This window comes from Stenotrophomonas sp. S39 (genome assembly GCF_016624665.1).
Taxonomy (GTDB): Bacteria; Pseudomonadota; Gammaproteobacteria; order Xanthomonadales; family Xanthomonadaceae; genus Stenotrophomonas.
The window spans coordinates 48,632-66,807 of the sequence record NZ_JACVTT010000012.1 but is presented as its reverse complement, the minus strand read 5'-3'; the positions used below and the strand labels follow the sequence as shown (position 1 = coordinate 66,807).

General features: G+C 68.8%; 14 protein-coding genes. 7 read left to right on the top strand and 7 right to left on the bottom strand.

What is annotated here, in order from left to right; translation table 11 throughout:
- Nucleotides 1-107: 107 nt before the first annotated feature.
- Nucleotides 108-2,300, bottom strand: a complete 2,193-nt coding sequence (locus IAE41_RS05680) for a TonB-dependent receptor (RefSeq protein ID WP_234458324.1) — start codon at nucleotides 2,298-2,300, stop codon at nucleotides 108-110.
- A gap of 123 nt (nucleotides 2,301-2,423) precedes the next feature.
- Between IAE41_RS05680 and IAE41_RS05675 the strand changes: the two genes are divergently transcribed.
- Nucleotides 2,424-3,266, top strand: a complete 843-nt coding sequence (locus tag IAE41_RS05675; protein ID WP_200732404.1) for a helix-turn-helix transcriptional regulator — start codon at nucleotides 2,424-2,426, stop codon at nucleotides 3,264-3,266.
- Nucleotides 3,267-3,312: 46 nt separating this feature from the next.
- Here the strand turns inward: IAE41_RS05675 and IAE41_RS05670 are convergent, their stop codons facing one another.
- On the bottom strand, nucleotides 3,313-4,230 hold the full coding sequence (locus IAE41_RS05670) for a LysR family transcriptional regulator (protein ID WP_200732403.1): 918 nt from the start codon (nucleotides 4,228-4,230) through the stop codon (nucleotides 3,313-3,315).
- A 118-nt stretch (nucleotides 4,231-4,348) separates the two neighbouring features.
- On the opposite strand from IAE41_RS05670, the gene IAE41_RS05665 reads away from it, so the two are divergent.
- A complete protein-coding gene (locus tag IAE41_RS05665; protein ID WP_200732402.1) occupies nucleotides 4,349-5,767 on the top strand; it encodes an aldehyde dehydrogenase family protein in 1,419 nt (472 codons plus the stop codon).
- A gap of 13 nt (nucleotides 5,768-5,780) precedes the next feature.
- On the opposite strand, the gene IAE41_RS05660 is transcribed toward IAE41_RS05665, so the two are convergent.
- A complete protein-coding gene (locus IAE41_RS05660) occupies nucleotides 5,781-6,683 on the bottom strand; it encodes a LysR family transcriptional regulator (protein WP_200732401.1) in 903 nt (300 codons plus the stop codon).
- Nucleotides 6,684-6,797: 114 nt separating this feature from the next.
- Between IAE41_RS05660 and dkgB the strand changes: the two genes are divergently transcribed.
- The gene (gene dkgB, locus IAE41_RS05655; protein ID WP_200732400.1) at nucleotides 6,798-7,601 is read left to right on the top strand and encodes a 2,5-didehydrogluconate reductase DkgB; all 804 of its coding nucleotides are present in this window, start codon (nucleotides 6,798-6,800) and stop codon (nucleotides 7,599-7,601) included.
- 11 nt (nucleotides 7,602-7,612) lie between these two features.
- A complete protein-coding gene (locus tag IAE41_RS05650; RefSeq protein ID WP_200732399.1) occupies nucleotides 7,613-8,557 on the top strand; it encodes a TIGR03571 family LLM class oxidoreductase in 945 nt (314 codons plus the stop codon).
- A 93-nt stretch (nucleotides 8,558-8,650) separates the two neighbouring features.
- Here the strand turns inward: IAE41_RS05650 and IAE41_RS05645 are convergent, their stop codons facing one another.
- On the bottom strand, nucleotides 8,651-9,544 hold the full coding sequence (locus tag IAE41_RS05645) for a LysR family transcriptional regulator (protein ID WP_200732398.1): 894 nt from the start codon (nucleotides 9,542-9,544) through the stop codon (nucleotides 8,651-8,653).
- 106 nt (nucleotides 9,545-9,650) lie between these two features.
- Between IAE41_RS05645 and IAE41_RS05640 the strand changes: the two genes are divergently transcribed.
- Entirely contained in the window at nucleotides 9,651-10,394 is a 744-nt protein-coding gene (locus IAE41_RS05640; protein ID WP_079225234.1) for an SDR family oxidoreductase, read from the top strand.
- A 130-nt stretch (nucleotides 10,395-10,524) separates the two neighbouring features.
- Here the strand turns inward: IAE41_RS05640 and IAE41_RS05635 are convergent, their stop codons facing one another.
- The 3 genes from IAE41_RS05635 to IAE41_RS05625 are packed head-to-tail and all read right to left on the bottom strand — an operon-like array spanning nucleotide 10,525 to nucleotide 16,015.
- Nucleotides 10,525-13,602, bottom strand: a complete 3,078-nt coding sequence (locus IAE41_RS05635; RefSeq protein ID WP_200732397.1) for a CusA/CzcA family heavy metal efflux RND transporter — start codon at nucleotides 13,600-13,602, stop codon at nucleotides 10,525-10,527.
- The gene (locus tag IAE41_RS05630) at nucleotides 13,599-14,771 is read right to left on the bottom strand and encodes an efflux RND transporter periplasmic adaptor subunit (protein WP_200732396.1); all 1,173 of its coding nucleotides are present in this window, start codon (nucleotides 14,769-14,771) and stop codon (nucleotides 13,599-13,601) included. Before IAE41_RS05630 ends, IAE41_RS05635 begins: the two co-directional genes overlap by 4 nt.
- Nucleotides 14,768-16,015, bottom strand: coding sequence for a TolC family protein (locus tag IAE41_RS05625; RefSeq protein ID WP_200732395.1), 1,248 nt, complete (start codon nucleotides 16,013-16,015; stop codon nucleotides 14,768-14,770). Before IAE41_RS05625 ends, IAE41_RS05630 begins: the two co-directional genes overlap by 4 nt.
- Before the next feature lie 62 nt (nucleotides 16,016-16,077).
- Between IAE41_RS05625 and IAE41_RS05620 the strand changes: the two genes are divergently transcribed.
- Complete coding sequence (locus IAE41_RS05620) at nucleotides 16,078-16,752, top strand: response regulator (RefSeq protein ID WP_108746788.1); 675 nt, start codon at nucleotides 16,078-16,080, stop codon at nucleotides 16,750-16,752.
- Complete coding sequence (locus tag IAE41_RS05615; protein WP_200732394.1) at nucleotides 16,745-18,118, top strand: sensor histidine kinase; 1,374 nt, start codon at nucleotides 16,745-16,747, stop codon at nucleotides 18,116-18,118. Before IAE41_RS05620 ends, IAE41_RS05615 begins: the two co-directional genes overlap by 8 nt.
- Nucleotides 18,119-18,176 lie beyond the last annotated feature (58 nt).

Below are 18,176 nucleotides of genomic sequence, written 5' to 3'. Positions count from 1 at the left end.
GGCGCCCCCGCCCGTGGTGGGGTTGGGCTGCGGGCCCGGGGCCGGCACTACCCGATCTCGGGCCGCGCGCTACGCCTGGTAGCGCCGGCCGCTGGCCGGCAACGCACTCAGAAACGGTAACCCACCTCGGCACCATAGATGCGCGGATGGTCCACGGGGCCGTAATAGTTGCCATCTCGCCCGAAGGCAAGGTTGTCGAAGATCAGGCCATTGATGCGCCGCTTGCCGGTCAGGTTCTGCACGAACAGGCGAGTGCTCCACGGTCCCGTGTCGTACCCCACCTGCAGCCCGAGCACCGCCACCGCCGGCTGGAACGCGCGGTTGCGCTCATCGAGGGCACTGGATCCGGTGAACTGCGATTCCACCCGCGCAAACACCCCCGAATCGAACTGGTAGCGCGCGGCCAGATAGCCGGTGTAATGCGGGGTCAGTTTGACCCGCTTGCCGGCAAGGTTCTGATCCGCGCTGACCCACAGCTTGGTGTACTTCGCGTCCACGTAGCCCAGGTTGGCCATTACGGTCAGCTGCGGCAACACGTCGAAGACACCTTCCAGCTCTGCGCCGCGCGAGCGGATCGAGGCATCAGAACCCACGTAGTCCGAAGAGATCGGCCGGCCATCAGCATCGGTGGCGACCTGGATCTCCTGCCAGTTGTCCGAGGTGATGTGGAACAGCGCACCGCCGATGTGGCCGCGGCCGCCGGCCAGGTTCATCTTGAAGCCCAGCTCGTGGCTCCACATGCGCTCGGATTCGTAACGCAGCACCTTCTCGTTGACCACATCGCTCTGGGCGGCCGCCAGGTTGAAGCCACCCGGGATGTAGCCCTTGGCCGAGGCCGCATAGAAGGACAGGTCGTCGCTTGCGTCGTAGCGCAGCGACACGCGCGGCAACGTGGCCGAGAACGTGTGGGCCAGTGCCGCGTCGCGGTACAGCACCCGTCCACCGGCGCCCAGGTCCAGTGCGCCGGCTCGCTGTTCGGTGGAACGTCGTGCCTGCTCGTGGCGCAGGCCCACGCTGGCGGTCAGCTTCGGCAGCGCCGGCAAGGTATAGCTGGCAGTGGCGAACACGCTGTAGTCCTCGCCCTTGGAGGTCTGCCGCGGCGCCAGGTTGTAGCTGTCCAGGCCGCGTGTGGCCGCACCGACAAACGTACCGAGGATGGAATCCTTGCCCGTGCGGTAGGTCGCCACGCCGGCCATCCAGGTCAGCGCCTGATCGCTGGGCGAGCTGAAACGCGCCTCGGCGGTCCATTCGTTCTTCTTGTCGTAGATGCGGCCGGCCAGTGCGGCGCTGGCGGTCATGTCGAAATCGTAGCCGGCCGACATCACCTCCTCGCCACGGTAGGAGGTGGCGACATCCAGCGTGCCGGCCTGCAGCTGCCACTGCGCGCTCAGGCCTGCCACGGTCTCATCCTTCTCGGTGCGCTTGGGCGCGTCATTGATGTAGGTGAAATCACCTGCCTGGCGGCCGCCGTTGAGGCTGCTGCCGTAGGTGCGGTTGTACAGGCCGGTATCCAGCGGCAGATACTCATACTCGAACATGCCCGGCGCGCGCGTGCGCAGATGGTAGGCCAGCGCGTTGACCTGCACGTAATCGCTGGGCCGCCAGCGCAGCTTGCCCTGCAGGTAGCCTTCATCCACCTTGCCGCGCGCACCGGATGGCGTCAGGTTCTTCAGGTAGGCATCCTCCTTCGATCCCATGAAGGCGACCGAACCGGTCAGCGCCCCGCCCTTGTCCAGGGGGCCGGACAGGAAGCCATCCAGCGCGGTGCCGCCGCCGTTGCCGAACCAGGTCTGGCGCAGGTTCACTTCACCTTCGGTGGCATCGGACGGGCCGCGGGTACGCACCAGCACCAGGCCCGATTCACTGTTGGCGCCGTACAGCGTGCCCTGCGGGCCACGCAAAACCTCGACCGATTCGACCTGGTTGAGCACGGCATTGCTCAGTTCGCGGAACGGGATGCCATCGATGTAGACCGAGGCGCGGTTGACCAGGAACGGATTGGACTCGATCCCGCGGATGGAGATGAACATGTTGCTGAGCTGGCCCATTACGTTGAACTTGACGTTGGGTGCCAGCTTGTCCAGATCACGGAACTCGGTGACGCCGGCCTGCTGCAGCGCCTCGCGGTCAAGCACGGTGACCGACAGGTCGCTCTTCAGGTAGGGCGTATCACGCTTGGAGCCGGTGACCATCACGCCGTCAAGCGTGGTGGCGGCGTCCTTCTGCTGGGCATGGACGGGCAGGACGGGAACGATCAGTGACACCGCGACCAGTGCGGCGGACGAAACGGGGGCTTTCAAGGGAAACCTCTCGGGGAACGGACAGGTGCCTGGCAGGACGGCTGGCACACATTGTTATGATGTAACACTCAACTGAAGCAGCCACTCCATTCCGTGCGCCGACACTCCATTCCGGGAACCGCCATGCCCGCCCTCGCGGCCCAGCTGCAACGCGAGACCGGTCATCCCGCGCTCGGCACCCACGCCAGCGACGATGGGGGGATCGTGCTGCTGCGGCATCGCTTCGAAGCCAGCGAAGGCAGGATGGGTCATCCCGATCACCTGCGGCTGGGCCTGGCCTTGGCCGGTGGCGGCCCACTGCATCAGCGCACGGCGCTGGGCCGGCTGCAGGAACGTTGGCGGCCGGGCCAGTTCAACCTGGTGCTGCCCGGTGATGCCGGCAGCTACGCCAGCCCGGCGGTGGACCTGCTCGGCATCGCCATTGATACCCGCCTGCATCCGCAGGCCGCGCAGCTGCTGGCGCCGCTGTTGCCGCTGGCCACCCGGCTGCACGAGGATCCGGTGATTGCGTCGGTACTGCAGGCACTGTGGTCAAGCGCCCAGGCCGACGCCTGCCTTCCCGGCTTCCTGCAGCAGGGCAGCGCGGTGCTGCTGCACCGGCTCGGCCAGCTGGCAGGCCAGACGCCTGCACCGCCGCCGGCGTCAACACCGTTGTCGGCGCGCCGGCTGCGGCAGCTGGAAGAATTCATCGATGCCCACCGCGCCGAGGCGCTGGATGTTGCGGCTCTGGCGGCGGCCGTGGGGATGGAGGCCTCGGCCTTCGGCCGCGCCCTGCGCGCGGCCAGTGGCCAATCGCCGTATGTATTCCTGACCCGGCGCCGCATGTACTGGGCCGCCAGTGCGCTGCTGCAGGGTTACGTGGTGACCGACGTGGCGCTGGCAGCCGGCTATGCCAACCCCAGCAAGTTCAGCGCCGCGTTCCGGCGGGTGATGGGGTGTACGCCGAGTATGTGGGGATTGCGGTAGCGCGGAGCCACCACGATGATTTCCGCTATCCACGCATGGCGTGGATCTACTGCATCGCGTCGGGGGCCAATCCCTGCGCATCGCGTTCGCGCAGCAGGTCGGCGAAGGCCTTCAACGGCGGCGGCAGGTGCCGGTGGCCTGGGAAGTACAGGTACAGGCCGGGGAACGGCGGGCACCAGGCATCCAGCACCGGCACCAGCGCGCCGCTGTCCAGGTCATCGCGGATATGCCATTCGGACAGGAAGGCCAGGCCAACCCCGGCCAGCGCCGCCGCCCGTGCCGCCTGCAGTTCACCCACCACCAGGCGCGCCGGTGGATCAACCTGCAGCACCTGGCCGCGGTGTTCCAGCTCCCAGCGATACACGCCGCCGTGCGACAGGCGCATGCGGATCGCGCCGTGCCCGGCCAGCGCATCGGGCGTGTCCGGCGTCCCGTGCGCGGCCAGGTACGCAGGCGACGCGACCACGCGCATGCGCTGCTGCCGATAGAGCGGCAAGGCCACCATGTCCTGTGGCACCTGCTCATGCAGGCGCACGCCGGCATCGAAGCCATCGGCGACGATGTCCACCAGCCGGGCCTCGGCGGACAGCTCCAGCCGCACCTGCGGGTAGCGCTGCACGAAGGCCGCCACCAACCCGGCCAGCATGCGCGTGCTTTCCGGCGGCACGCTGATGCGCAACGCGCCACTGGGGTGCTGCGCATCGCCGTGCAGTTCTTCGGCCGCCGCCTGGATCTCGGCCAGCGCAGGGCCGATGCGCGCGACGTAGCGTGCGCCGGCTTCGGTCAGGGCCACGCTGCGCGTGGTGCGGTGGAACAGGCGCGCCTGCAGGCGAGCCTCAAGGTTCGCCACGGCATGGCTCAGCGCCGAGGTGGACATGCCCAGTTCGCGCGCGGCCGCACGGAAGCTGCCGCGACGGGCCACGGCCAGCACGGCATCAAGTTCAACCAGCCCGGAACGATGCATGGCGCGCCTTCAATCATCCCGAAAACCGGGACACCCCATCCACGATAGACCGGATTCCCCGCACGGTCGAGCGGCGCCAGACTCTGCCCACACCCTCTCACTCCCCCAGGAACCGGCCATGCAACGCATCGACCAGCACTTCATCAACGGCGCTTTCGTGGCGTCCCACGGCCAGCACCTCGCCAACCTGCACAACCCCGCCACCGAAGCAGTCATCGGCACGGTACGGCTGGGCGACGCGGTCGATGCCGAACGTGCAGTGGCCGCGGCCAAGGCCGCCCTTCCCGCACAGGCCGCACGCAGCGTGGCCGAGCGCCTGGCCATGCTCGGCCGTTTCCGCGATGCGATGGCCGAGCGCCAGGATGCCCTGCATGCGGCGGTACTGGCCGAGTACGGTGCGCCCTCGGCACGTTCGCGCTGGATGGTCGAGCACCCCGTGCAGGTGATCGACGAGGCGATGCGCGTGCTGGCCGATTTCCCGTTCCAGCGCAGCGTCGGCCAGGCCCAGGTGCATCTGCTGCCCTTGGGCGTGGCCGGCCTGATCACGCCCTGGAACAGCAATGCGTCCTTCATCTGCGGCAAGCTTGCGACCGCGCTGGCGGCCGGCTGTACCGCCGTGGTCAAGCCCAGCGAGATGTCCGCGCTGCAGACCCAGGTGGTGATGGAGGCGCTGCACGCGGCGCAGCTGCCGGCCGGCGTGGCCAACATCGTCAACGGCCTGGGCCAGGACGTCGGCGCCGTGCTCAGCGCATCGCCCGACGTGGCCAAGATCTCCTTCACCGGGTCCACCGCCACCGGCCGCGCGATCCTGCGGTCCAGTGCGGACACCTTCAAGCGTGTCACCCTCGAGCTGGGCGGCAAGTCGCCCACGGTGATCCTCGACGATGCCGACCCGCAGGCGGCCGCAACGCTGGCCGTGCAGGCCGGTTTCATCAACAGTGGCCAGGCCTGCATTGCGGGCACCCGCATCCTGGTGCCCGAATCACGCCGGGCGGTGTTCGAGGATGCCCTCGCGGCTGCCGTACAAGCCGTGCGCAGTGGCGACCCGCGCGATGCTGCGACCACGGTCGGGCCGATGGTCAGCGAACGGCAGTGGCAGCGCGTGCAGGGTTACATCACGACCGGCATCGCAGAAGGCGCGCGGCTGCTGGCCGGTGGCGAAGGGCGCCCCGAGGGGCTGCAGAGGGGCTGGTTCGTGCGCCCTACCCTGTTCACCGACGTGCGCAACGACATGACCATTGCCCGCGAGGAAATCTTCGGGCCGGTGCTGTGCGTGATCGGCTACCGCGACGAGGAAGAGGCGGTGGCCATCGCCAATGACACCGCCTACGGATTGAGTGCGCTGGTGATCGGCAGTGATGAAGCGCGGGCGACGGCGGTGGCGCGGCAGATCCAGTCCGGCCGGGTACTGGTGAATACCCTGCGGCATGAGCCGATGGCCCCGTTCGGCGGCATGAAGCAGTCGGGCATCGGCCGCGAGAGTGGCGCGTGGGGCCTGGAAGCGTTCCTGGAGGCACAGACGCTGGTGGTCGGCTGACCCACGCACGCCATCACTCGTCGAACGGCCGTTGTCCCAGCGTCTGCGTCACATGGTCCACGAAACAGGTGATGCGTGCCGCCAGCGCGGTGTTGCGGTAGTAGACCGCGTTGATCGGCTGCAGCACGTCCTGGGTCTGCCGCGCGAACAGCTGCACCAGCCGCCCTGCGCGGCGATCCTCACGGGTGAGGAAGTCGGACAGGCAGGCAATGCCCAGTCCGGCCACGGCCATCTGCCGCAACGTTTCACCACTGGACGAGGCGATGGCCGGCTGGATGACGAACGGGCCACCGTCGGCGTCGCGCAGCGGCCATTCGTTGAGCGAGCTGGGCTGGGTGAAGCCCAGCAGATCATGCTCGCGCAACTGGGCGATGCGGCTGGGCGAGCCGCGCCGCTGCAGGTAGTCCGGGCTGGCCACCACGCGGATGCGGCTGTGGCCGATCGGCCGTGCGTGCAGGGTGGAATCACGCAGCACGCCGATGCGGAACGCCACATCGGTGCGCTTCTCGATCAGGTCGGTGATGCCCTCGTTGGAGTTCAGTTCCAGCTCCACCTGCGGGTAGCGTTCGCGGAAGCCCGCCAGCAAGGGCACGATCACGTGCAGCATGAAAGGCGTGGCGGCATCCACGCGCAGGCGTCCCACCGGCTGCAGGCGGCGGGCGGCCATCTGTTCCTCGGCCTCGTCCACCGTGGCCAGGATGGTGCGCGCGTACTCAAGGAACGCCGCGCCTTCTTCGGTCAGTTCAAGGCGCCGGGTGGTCCGCCGCAGCAGCGTGGTCTGCAGCTTGTCCTCCAGCCGCGCCAGCGTACGGCTGGTGGCCGAGATGGTGAGCTCCAGTGCCTCGGCCGCTGCGGTGATCGAGCCGCTGTCGACCACCGCCACGAAGGCCTTCATCTCATCCAGCGTGGTCTTCATTCTTTACTCCGGCGCAAAAGCGTTTCCCGTATACACGGCTTAATCGGCAAATGTAAAGCCGCCAAACTGGCCCCCGTCGGAGCACTCCGCTCCCCTTCCAGCCTGGAGCCATCCATGAGCATTCCTTCCTTTGGCGTCGGCACCTTCCGCCTGACCGGCCAGACCGTCATCGACTCGGTGCGCAACGCGCTCGACGTCGGCTACCGCGCCATCGACACCGCGCAGATCTACGGCAACGAGGCCGAGGTCGGCCAGGCCATCGCCGAATCCGGCGTGCCGCGCGAGCAGCTGTTCCTGACCACCAAGATCTGGGTCGACAACCATGCCGCCGGCGCGCTGATCCCCAGCCTGCGCGACAGCCTGGCCAAGCTGCGCACCGACCATGTCGACCTGCTGCTGATCCACTGGCCCGCCCCCGGCAGCGCCGTCGAGCTGCGCGAATACATGACCGCGCTGGCTGAAGCGAAGACGCTGGGCCTGGCCCGGCAGATCGGCGTCTCCAACTTCAACATCGAGCTGACCCGCCAGGCCATCGACGTCGTCGGCGCCGGCCAGATCGCCACCAACCAGATCGAACTGAGCCCGTACCTGCAGAGCCCGGCGCTGACCGCGTTCCTGAAGGACCAGGGCATCACCGTGACCTCGTACATGACGCTGGCCTACGGCAAGGTGCTGAAGGACCCGGTGCTGGCCCGCATCGCCGACAAGCACCAGGCCACGGTGGCCCAGGTGGCGCTGGCCTGGGCGCTGCAGCTGGGCTACGCCGTCATTCCCTCGTCGACCAAGCGCGAGAACCTGGCCAGCAACCTGCTCGCCCAGGACCTGCATCTGGATGCCGAGGACATGGCCGCGATCGCCGCGCTGGAACGCAACGGCCGCGAGGTCGACCCGCCGGGGCTGGCCCCGGCCTGGGACTGAGGCGCATCGACATGGGCAGTGCGTTGACGCGGCTGCGTGCCGGTGGCTTCAGCATCGGCATCGAAGCCCCCCTGGACAATGACTGGACGCCGCTGGGCGAACAGGCGCGCCGCGCCGCGCGGCGCCTGCCCGGCGAACCCGACCTGCAGCGGCATGCCGAACTCGCGCGGCTGGCCGACCGCCTCGGCTTCCGCGCGCTGTGGGTACGCGACGTGCCGGTGTACGACCCCGCCTTCGGCGATGCCGCGCAGGTGTTCGAGGTGTTCACCTACCTGGGCTATCTGGCCGGCATCACCGACAACATCCTGCTGGGTACCGGCGCGGTGGTCCTGCCGATCCGCGAGCCGCTGCTGACCCTGAAGTCGGCGCGCAGCGTGCAGCAGCTCAGCGGTGACCGCCTGCTGCTGGGCGTGGCCAGCGGCGACCGGCCCGTGGAGTACCCGCTGTTCGGTCGTGACTTCGACACCCGGGGCAGCCGCTTCCGCGAGCAGGTCGCGCTGCTGCGCGAGGGCGGCGCCGCGCACCTGCCGCAGGGGTTGGACGTGCTGCCCGCGGACGGGCCAGCGCTGCCGCTGCTCGTGGCCGGCCTGGCCCAGCAGCAGCCGGCGTGGATCGGCCAGCACATGGATGGTTGCCTGGCCTACCCCGGCACGCCGCAGGACCATGCTCAGCGTGTGGCAGCGTGGCGTGCGGTTGCGGGTGACAAGCCCTACGCCAGCTTCATCCACCTGGACCTGCTGGGCCAGGCGGACGCGCCGTTGCAACGCTGGCGCTTCGGCCTGCGCGGCGGCCGCAACGCCCTGCTGGCCGAACTGCAGGCCATGCAGGCCGCCGGCGTGGACCACATCGGGCTGCAGTTCCGACGCAACGAACGGCCCTTGGCCGAAACCTTCCACGAGATCGCCGAGCATGTGCTGCCGCACTTCACGGCGCACGCTCCTGCGATGGCCGACTGAGCCAGACGCCGGCCAGTGATGCCAGGTAGTGCCGGCCGCTGGCCGGCAACTGCGTAGCGCCCGCGTGGCAGAGACGCCGGCCAGCGGCCGGCACTACCCGACCTGGTCGAATACCCCGGCCACCCAGTCGATGAACACCCGCAGGCGGGGTGACGGCGTGCGGTTGCGCGGGTAGACCACGCTGAGCGGACTGGGCGTAGGCGGCGCCTCCGGCAGCAGCTCGACCAGCTGCCCGCGCGCAATGTACGGGTCCATGCGGTAGCGAGGCGCCTGGATGATGCCCAGCCCCGCCAGCGCTGCGCCAAGAAACGCATCCGCGCCGGAAACGCGGACCCGTGCCGGCAGTGGCAGGTAGCGGACCTGCCCACCGAGCTGGAATTCCAGCGGAATCAGCTGCCCGGTGGCGCTGGATCGATAGCCGACCATTTCGTGGCCGTCCTGCAGGGCATCGATGCTGCCCGGCACGCCCCGGGCCTGCAGGTAGCCAGGCGAGGCCACCGTGACTTCGCGCAGCAAGGCCAGCCTTCGCGCGGCCAGATCGCTGTCGGCCAGGCTGCCGACCCGCAGCGCCGCGTCCACGCCCTCCCGCAGCAGGTCCACGTAGCGGTCGCCTTCGCTGACATCCAGTTCAATCTCCGGGTAGCGCTGCAGGAAGTCCGGCAGGTGCGGAAACAACAGGTGGCGGCCCAGCGTGCCGTGTACCTCGATGCGCAGCGGGCCGCGTGGCGGCACGTCACGGAAGGCGGCCTCGGTATCGTCCATGTCAGCGATCAGGCGCAGGCAGCGGCCGTAGAACGCCTCGCCTTCCAGCGTCGGCACCACCAGCCGCGTGGTCCGGTGCAGCAGGCGCACGCCCAGGCGTTGTTCCAGCGCCTTGATCGCATCGGTCACCGTGGCCCGTGGCAGGCCCAGGTCTTCGGACGCGCGGGTGAAGCTGCGGCGCTCGACGATGCGGACGAAGGCACGCATGGCGGTGAAGCGATCCATTGTTCGGCCTGCCGGATGATGTTGGCGGATCATGCCAGATTATCCGGACACGCGACTGCGCGAAGATGGCCCTGCGCCGATCGGGCGTGTCCTGCTGGAACCGAACATGACCGTTGCCTCCTCCCCTTCCGTCGCCCTGGTCACGGGCGGCTCGCGCGGTATCGGCGCGGCCATCTCGCGTCGCCTGGCTGCCGATGGCCATGCCGTGGCCATCAACTACGCCGGGCGCCGCGATGATGCCGAAGCGCTGGCGGCCGAACTGACCGCCGCCGGGGGCCAGGCCATCGCACTGCAGGCCGACGTCGCCGACCCGCAGGCCGTCCGCCAGCTGTTCGATGCCATCGAGGCGCGCTTCGGTGGCGTCGACGTGGTGGTCAACAGTGCCGGCGTCCTGCAGCTGGCCGCGCTGGCCGACAGCGACGACGCACTGTTTGAGCGGGTGATGGGCATCAACCTGAAGGGCGCGTTCAACGTCCTGCGCGAAAGCGCGCGACGGGTCCGCGACGGCGGCCGCATCGTCACCCTGTCCACCAGCGTGGTCGGCATCAAGCTGGAGAACTACAGCGTCTATGCGGCCAGCAAGGCAGCGGTGGAGACGCTCGGTGCGATCCTCAGCAAAGAACTGCGCGGGCGCGGCATCACGGTCAATGCGGTGGCACCGGGCCCGACCGCCACCGATCTGTTCCTGGATGGCAAGTCGCCGGAACTGATTGATCGCCTCGCGAAGATGAATCCGCTCGAGCGACTGGGCACGCCGGAAGACATCGCAGGCGCGGTGGCGTTCCTGGCTGGCGCTGATGGCGGATGGATCAACGGCCAGGTGCTGCGTGCCAATGGCGGGATGGTGTAGCCGGTAGCGCCGGGCCCTGCCCGGCGGCGGCACGGTGGCCGTCCAAGCCCTGTAGAGCCGAGCCCATGCTCGGCTGCTCTTCGCACAGACGCCAGAAGCAGCCGAGCATGGGCTCGGCTCTACACTTTGATCAGCCCGCCCGCGCCTCCCGCCGGCGGTGCACCCAGTAATACAACGTCGGCAGCACCAGCAGGGTCAGCAGCATCGCCGACAGCAGGCCGCCGATCACCACCACCGCCAGCGGCTTCTGCGTCTCCGCACCGATGGCATGCGAGGTGGCCATCGGCAGCAGGCCGAACATCGCCAGCAACGCGGTCATCAGCACCGTGCGCAGGCGCTGCAGCGAGCCCTGCACCACCGACTGCAGCAGATCCATGCCCTGCTCGCGCAGCTGGGCGAAGCGGCTGAGCATCACCACGCCGTTCAGCACCGCCTGGCCGAACAATGCAATGAAGCCGATCGCGGCCGATACCGAGAGCGGAATGCCGGTCACCCACAGGGCCAGGATGCCGCCGATCATCGCCAGCGGCACGTTGGCCAGGATCAGTGCCGCACTGCTGATGTCCTTGAACGCATCGAACAGCAGCACGAAGATGATCAGCACCGACAGCGGGATGACCCAGCCCAGCCGCTTCATCGCGCGCTGCTGGTTCTCGAACTCGCCCGACCATTCCAGACGGTAGCCGTCGGGCAGTGCGACGCTGGCATCCACCCGCGAACGCATGTCGGCCACCACGCTGCCCATGTCGCGGCCGGCGATGAAGATGCTCACGGCCTTCACCCGCTGCGCATTCTCGCGGGAAATGTTGATCGCACCGCTGGCCATGCGGAACTCAGCCACATCGGACAACGTCACCGTATGCCCATCGCCGATCCCCACCGGCACCATGCGCAGGCGCTGCAGGTCGCGGTCGGCATCGTCCAGGCGCAGGGTGATCGGGAACCTGCGGTCGCCTTCCCACAGTTCGCCTACTTCACGGCCCCCCAGCGCCGTCTCGATCACCTCGTCGATGTCACGCACGTTCAGCCCGTAGCGCGCGGCACGGTCGCGGTCGATCTCGATCTGCAGCTGCGGCAGCGAACCATCGCGGTCGATGAAGGCGCTCTCCACCCCGTCCACGCCACGCACCTGGCCGAGGATGGCCTGGGCCTGTCGATTCAGCACGTCCAGGTCGGCACCGCTGACCTTGATGACGACCTGACCCTTGATCTGCGAGATGCTCTCCAGGATGTTGTCGCGCACCGGCTGCGAGATCGAGAACTCCGGCCCGGGAATGCGTTGTTCGAGCGTGCGCTGCAGGTCGGCGATCAGTTGCCGCTTGTCCACGCCCTTGGGCCATTCCTTCTCCGGCTTCAGCGCCACAAGCGCCTCGATCTGGTTCGCGCCCTTGGCATCGGAGCCGTCTTCGGGCCGCCCAAGCTTGGCCACCACCGTCGACACCTGCGGATAGGTGTTCACCAGTTCGCGGATGCGCCGCGACTGCTGCTGCGCTTCGGCCAGGCTGGTGCTGGGGTCGAGGGTGGCGGTGAGCCAGATCGACCCCTCATCCAGCTCGGGCAGGAACTCCGAGCCCAGCCGCGTGCCCAGTGCCAAGGTGCCGACCAGCAGGGCCACGGCGGTGAGCACCACTGCCCGCGGTCGGGCCAGGGCGCGTTCCAGCACCGGCTGGTACCAGCCGGTCAGCCGGTCCATCAGCGGGTTTTCGCCGCGCATGCGGTCACGGCGCAGCCACCAGTAGCACAACAGCGGCACCACGGTCAGCGCCAGGATCAGTGCGCCGATCAATGCCGAGGTCACCGAGTAGGCCATCGGTGCGAACATCCGGCCTTCCTGCCGCTGCAGGGTGAAGATCGGAATATGCGCGGCGATGATGATGAGCATCGAGAAGAACGTCGGCCGCCCGACCTCCGAGGCCGCCGACAGCACGGTGGAGAACCGTGTCTTCCGGTCCGCGCTGGGTGGCAGCGAGGACAAGCGTGAAACGATGTGCTCGGTGACGATGACCGCACCGTCGATGATGATGCCGAAGTCCATCGCCCCCAGCGACAGCAGGTTGGCCGGCACGCCCCACAGGTGCAGGCCGAGGAAGGTGGACAGCAGCGCCAGCGGCATCATCGCCGCCACGATCAGCGCCGCGCGGGCGTTGTACAGGAACAGCCAGAGCACCAGGAACACCAGCACCGCACCTTCCAGCAGGTTGCGGAACACCGTCTTCAACGTGGTCGACACCAGCCAGGAGCGGTCATAGAACGGCTCGATGCTGACCCCGACCGGCAGTTGGCCGGCCTCGATCTCGGCCACGCGCGCATGCAGGGCATCAAGCACATCGGACGGATTTTCGCCCTTGCGCATCAGCACCATGCCGAACACCGCGTCATCGTTGCCGTCCTGGCCGACCAGGCCCTGCCGTGGCAGGCCGGTGTCGGCGATGCTGGCCAGGTCACGCACCAGCACAGGCGTGCCGCCCTTCTGCGCCACCACCACGCTGCCGATGTCGGCGGGCGAGCGCATCAGGCCAACGCCGCGGATCAGGAACTGCTGCTGGCCGCGTTCGACATAGCCACCACCGGCATTGGAGCTGCCCTTCTCCAGCGCTTCGGAAAACTCCGCCAGGCTGATGCCACGGTCGCGCAGCTTGTCCAGGTCCGGCTTGACCTGGAAGGTACGCGCGTAGCCGCCGAAGCTGATCACATCGGCCACGCCGGGCACGGTGCGCAGGCCACGTTCCATTACCCATTCCTGCACCGTGCGCAGTTCGGTGGGGCTCATGTGCGGTGCCTTCAGCACGTAGCGGTAGATCTCGCCCACCGCCGAGCTCATCGCTTCCAGCTCCGGCGTCACGCCTTCGGGCAGGTCCACGCCCTGCAGGCGCTCCAGCACCTGTTGCCGGGCGAAGTAGTCATCGGCCTTGTCATCGAAGGTCAGGATGATCATCGACAGGCCGAACTGCGTGTGCGAGAACACCCGCACCGAGTGCGGAATGCCCGACAACGCCACTTCCAGTGGCATCGTCACCTCGCGCTCGACCTCCTCGGCCGCGCGGCCCGGGTGCAGCGACACCACCGTCACCTGGGTGTCGGACACATCGGGGAAGGCCTCGACCGGCAGCACGCGGAACGCCGCAACGCCGCCACCGATGAACAGCAGCAGCGCCAGCATCACCATCAGCGGCTGGCGCAGGCAGTACGCAATCAAACGGTCAATCATGGTGCGGCGCGCCCCGTGCCGGAGGAGGATGTGGCCGGCGCGGTATCCACCAGCTGCTGCAGCAGCAGGCCACCTTCAACCACCACGCGGCTGCCGGCGGGCAGGCCCTCGCGTACCCACAGGCGGCCATCGCCCAGTTCTTCGGCCTGCACGGCACGGCGGGCGTAGTGCCCCCTGCCTTCCTCCACGAACACGACCTGCTTGCCGTCGATCAGCAGTACCGCCGCATCCGGCAGCGATACGCCACCCTGCCCCGGCAACGCGACCTGGGCCCGCACATACTGCCCGGCCTTGAGGCTGCGGCTGCGGTTGTCCAGCTCGGCGCGGGCCTGCACCACGCGGCGCTCGCTGTCGACGAAGTCATCGACATGCTGCAGCGTGGCCTGCAGCGTGCTGCCATCGGCCGCCGGCACACGCACCTGCATGCCGGGCCTCAGGCGACCAGCCAGGCTTTCCGGGATGTCCAGCAGCAGCCACAGGCGATCCGGATCGCCGATGACCGCCAGCGGCCGCTCGCTCTCCGGGCCGACGTTCATGCCGGGGCTCATGCGCCGTTCCACCAGCACGCCGTCGATGGGCGCGCGCAGCGGCAATCGCTGGTCAACGCGGTTGCCATTGCCATAGGCGGTAGCAAACGCGGCGGCGCGGGCATGGTCGGCCTGGCTGCCGGCAAAATGCGCTTCCGCCTCGTCCAGTTCGCGGCCTGAGGCCACGCCGGCGGCATGCAGCTCGCGGGTGCGCTCCAGCTCACGCCGGGCCTGCTGCAGTTCAGCCTGCCCACGCACACCCTCCGCCTGCGCCTGGCCGAACTCCGGCGAGGTGATCCAGGCGATGACCTGACCCGCCTTGACCTTCTGCCCCGGCTGCGCTTCGATGCGCGACACCTGCCCCGGCATCGGTGACCGCAGGGCGCTGGAGCGGGTTTCGTCCCACACGATGCGGCCAGGCAGCGGCAGCGATGCGCTGGCCCCCTCGCCCACGGCCTCGCTGCGCAGTACCTCCAGCTGGCGGCTGTCGGCGGGAAACTGGATCTGGCCGGCACTGACGGCCGGCGCAGGATCGGCATGGGTCGCCGGCGCACGCCCGCAGCCGGACAGCAGGCCCAGCGCGAGCAGCGCTGGCAGCAATGCGCGGCGCGCCCGCGGTTGGGTGACGTCACGCGGGGTCATGGGGCATCTCCTTGGGCTACAGACGTGGCCGCGTTCCAGCGCGCCAACGCAATGGCATGGTCGGCACGCGCCTGGATCAGCGCGGCTTCGAAATCGCGCCAGCTGCGGCGCGCATCCAGCAGGTCGGTCAGGCTGGCCGCACCGCGTCGGTAGGCCAGCTCGATGCCTTCAACGGCCTTGCGCGCGCTGTCGGCCTGCAGGCCTTCGTACGCCTGCCGGCGCTGCGCGGCGCTTGCGGCGCTGGCCTGCAACTGGTCCAGCTCGGCCCAGGCCTGGCGCTGCAGCGCATGTAGTTCCAGCGCGGCGGTATCGCGGTCAGCCTCGGCACGCTGGATTCCGCCACGCGCGCGCGACGGCGCGCCCAATGGAATGGTCACCGAAACGCCCCAGGTAACGCCGTTGATATCGGTCGGCTCGCGCTCGGCTTCCACGCCCCACTGGATGTCGCGGCGGCGCTCGCTGCGCGCCAGCGACACGCCCGCATCGGCGGCGGCCAGCCGCGAACGGGCGGCGCGAAGGTCGACACGCTGCTGCGGATCGGCAGCGCTGCTTGCGGGTTCGAAGGTGGCATCCGGCCAGTCATCGTCGGCACTGAGCGACGCGCTTTCATCCAAGCCCAGCAGCAGGGCCAGCGCGTGCCGCGCATCGCGCAGATCCAGCGCCGCGTCACCCGCCGCGTCGGCCACCGCCAGGTCATCCACCGCAAGGCGCGCACGATCCACCGGCGCCATCGCCCCGGACGCGACCTGGCGTTCGGCCGCCGCCATCTGCTCGGCGGAACTGCGCCGGTTCGCCTCGGCAACGTCGAGGTTGTCCTGCGCGGCCTTCAAACCGAAGTACGCCTCGTGCAGCGCCAGCTGCTGGCGACGCTTGGTATCCAGCATGTCCAGTCCGGCGGCCTCCACCAGCGCATCGGCCTGGCGCATGCGCAGGCTGCGCTTGCCACCGCGCTCCCAGGTCCAGCCAAGGCCAACGGTGCTGTCCACGCGCTTGTCCTGCCAGCGGCCGCTGCCGATGCCATGCTTCGGGCTGATCTTGCTGCTGCCCAGCGACAGTTCCGGCGCCGGCCGCAGTGCGGCACTGAGTGCATCACCCTGTGCACCACGTAGTTCCAGTGCTGCCGCGCGAAGGTCGGGGTTGTGTGCATCCATGGCGCGTTGTGCGTCCTGCAGGCTGATCGCCCACGCCGCCGGTGCGCACGCCAGTGCGGCCAGCAGGGCCGCCGAACGAGGGAGGAAATTCATGCGCGCCACGGTAAGGTGGCGCACTTGCGCCAAACTTTCCCGAACCTTGCGCGAAGCTTGCAATGCGAATTCTGTTGATCGAAGACGACGCGGCCCTGGCCGACGGCCTGGTGCGCGCCCTGCAGGGCGCCGGCCACTTGTGTGACCACCTTGCGCTGGGCCTGCTGGCACCCGCGGCACTGGCCGCCGCACCCTATGACGTGATGGTGCTGGACCTGTCGCTGCCCGATGTGGATGGACTGGAACTGCTCTCGCGCCTGCGCGACCAAGGCATCACGCTGCCCGTACTGATCCTCACCGCGCGCGACGGCGTGGAGGATCGCATCCTCGGCCTGGACCGCGGTGGTGATGATTACCTGGCCAAACCCTTCGCACTGGGCGAGCTGGAAGCACGCCTGCGCGCCCTGTCGCGCCGCCGCAGCGATGCCCCGGCACAGAAGCGACTCGGCCGGCTGTGCCTGGACAGCATCCGCCAGGAAGTACAGGTGGACGGCCAGCGCATCGAATTGACCGCGCGCGAACTCGCCCTGGTGGATGCACTGATGCAGCAACCCGGGCGCACGGTCACCAAACAACGGCTGTTCGACACGCTGTACAGCTGGGACCACGACGCCAACCTGTCGGTGATCGAGGTGCATGTCAGCCGCCTGCGCCGCAAGTTCGAGCAGGCCGGCGCGGGCGTTGGCATCCGCATGCTGCGCGGTCTCGGCTACCGGCTGGAGGCCATCGATGGTTGAGCGCGTGCACAGCCTGCGCGGGCTGCTGCTGCGGCGCCTGTGGCTACCGCTGCTGGTCCTGCTGCTGTGCAGTGCGGTGGGATCCTTCGCACTGGCGCGCTACTTTGCCGGCCAGGTCTACGACCGCTGGCTGCTGGATTCAGCGATGTCGCTGTCCGAGCTGGTGAAGGACCAGGACGGACGCGCCGTGATGGACGTGACGCCGGCGATGTCGCGCATGTTCACCTGGGACACCGTGGACGAGGTGCATGGCGAAGTGGTCGACGCCGCTGGTGCACGTCTCTACGGCGATCTGCCCGAAGCGCTGCCGCGTCCCGCGCAGGCCGCGGACGACGATGCGACCTATTACGATGCGCGGCTGCGCGGGCAACCCGTGCGCATGGTGGAAGTGGTGGTGCCTGTTGTGGGTGGCCACGACGTGCGCCTGCGCGTGGCCGAGACCCTGCGCAAGCGGCACCGGCTGGAGCGCAAGCTGCTGATGACCAGCGTGCCGTTCCAGGCTGCGATCCTCGCGCTGGCCGCATGGCTGGCCTGGTCCGGTACCGGCGCTGCGGCGCGGCATGCCAACCAGGTCGCGCGGCGCCTGGCCAGCCCGCGCCCGGACCCCTTGGCGCCGTTGGACCCGGCGCAGGAAGCGCCGCGCGAACTATGGCCGGCGGTGGAGGCCTACAACGCGTTGCTGCAGCGGCTGGATGCGATGCAGGCGGCGCAGCGGCGCTTTGTCAGCAACGCTGCGCACCAACTGCGCACGCCCTTGGCCGCGATGCAGGTGGAGCTGGAGAGTTCGTTGCGGCAGCAGGATCCACAGGCACAGCAACTGGCGCTGTCCGGCACGCTGGCCGGCCTGTCGCGGCTGCAGCACCTGGTCAACCAGCTGTTGCTGCTCAGCCGTTCGGAGGATGCACAGGGCAGTGCCCTGCCGTTGCAGACGCTGGACGTCGCCGTGCTGGCACGTGGCGTGGTCGAGCGCTATGCCGACCGTGCGCTGGCGGCTGGCGTGGACCTGGGTTACGAAGGGCCGGATGACGGCGTGCCGGTTGCAGGCGATGCGCCGTTACTGCGTGAAGCGTTGGGCAACCTGCTGGACAACGCGCTGCGGTACGGCGCCGAGCAAGGGGTGATCACGCTGGCGGTGCGGCGCCGGGATGACGGCGTGCAGCTGTGGGTGGATGATGATGGTGCCGGCATCGAAGCGACTGAGCGCGGCCGCGTCACGGAACGCTTCTACCGCGCCAGCAGCCAAGGCGATGGCTGTGGATTGGGCCTGGCCATCGTGGCCGAGATCGCGCAGCGGCATGGCGCCGCGCTGGAGATCGGCAGCGCCCCGATGGGCGGCGCGCGGGTGGGATTGCGGTTTTCCACCTGACCGTAGAGTCGAGCTTGCTCGACTGCAGGCGGATTCTGTAGAGCCGAGCCCATGCTCG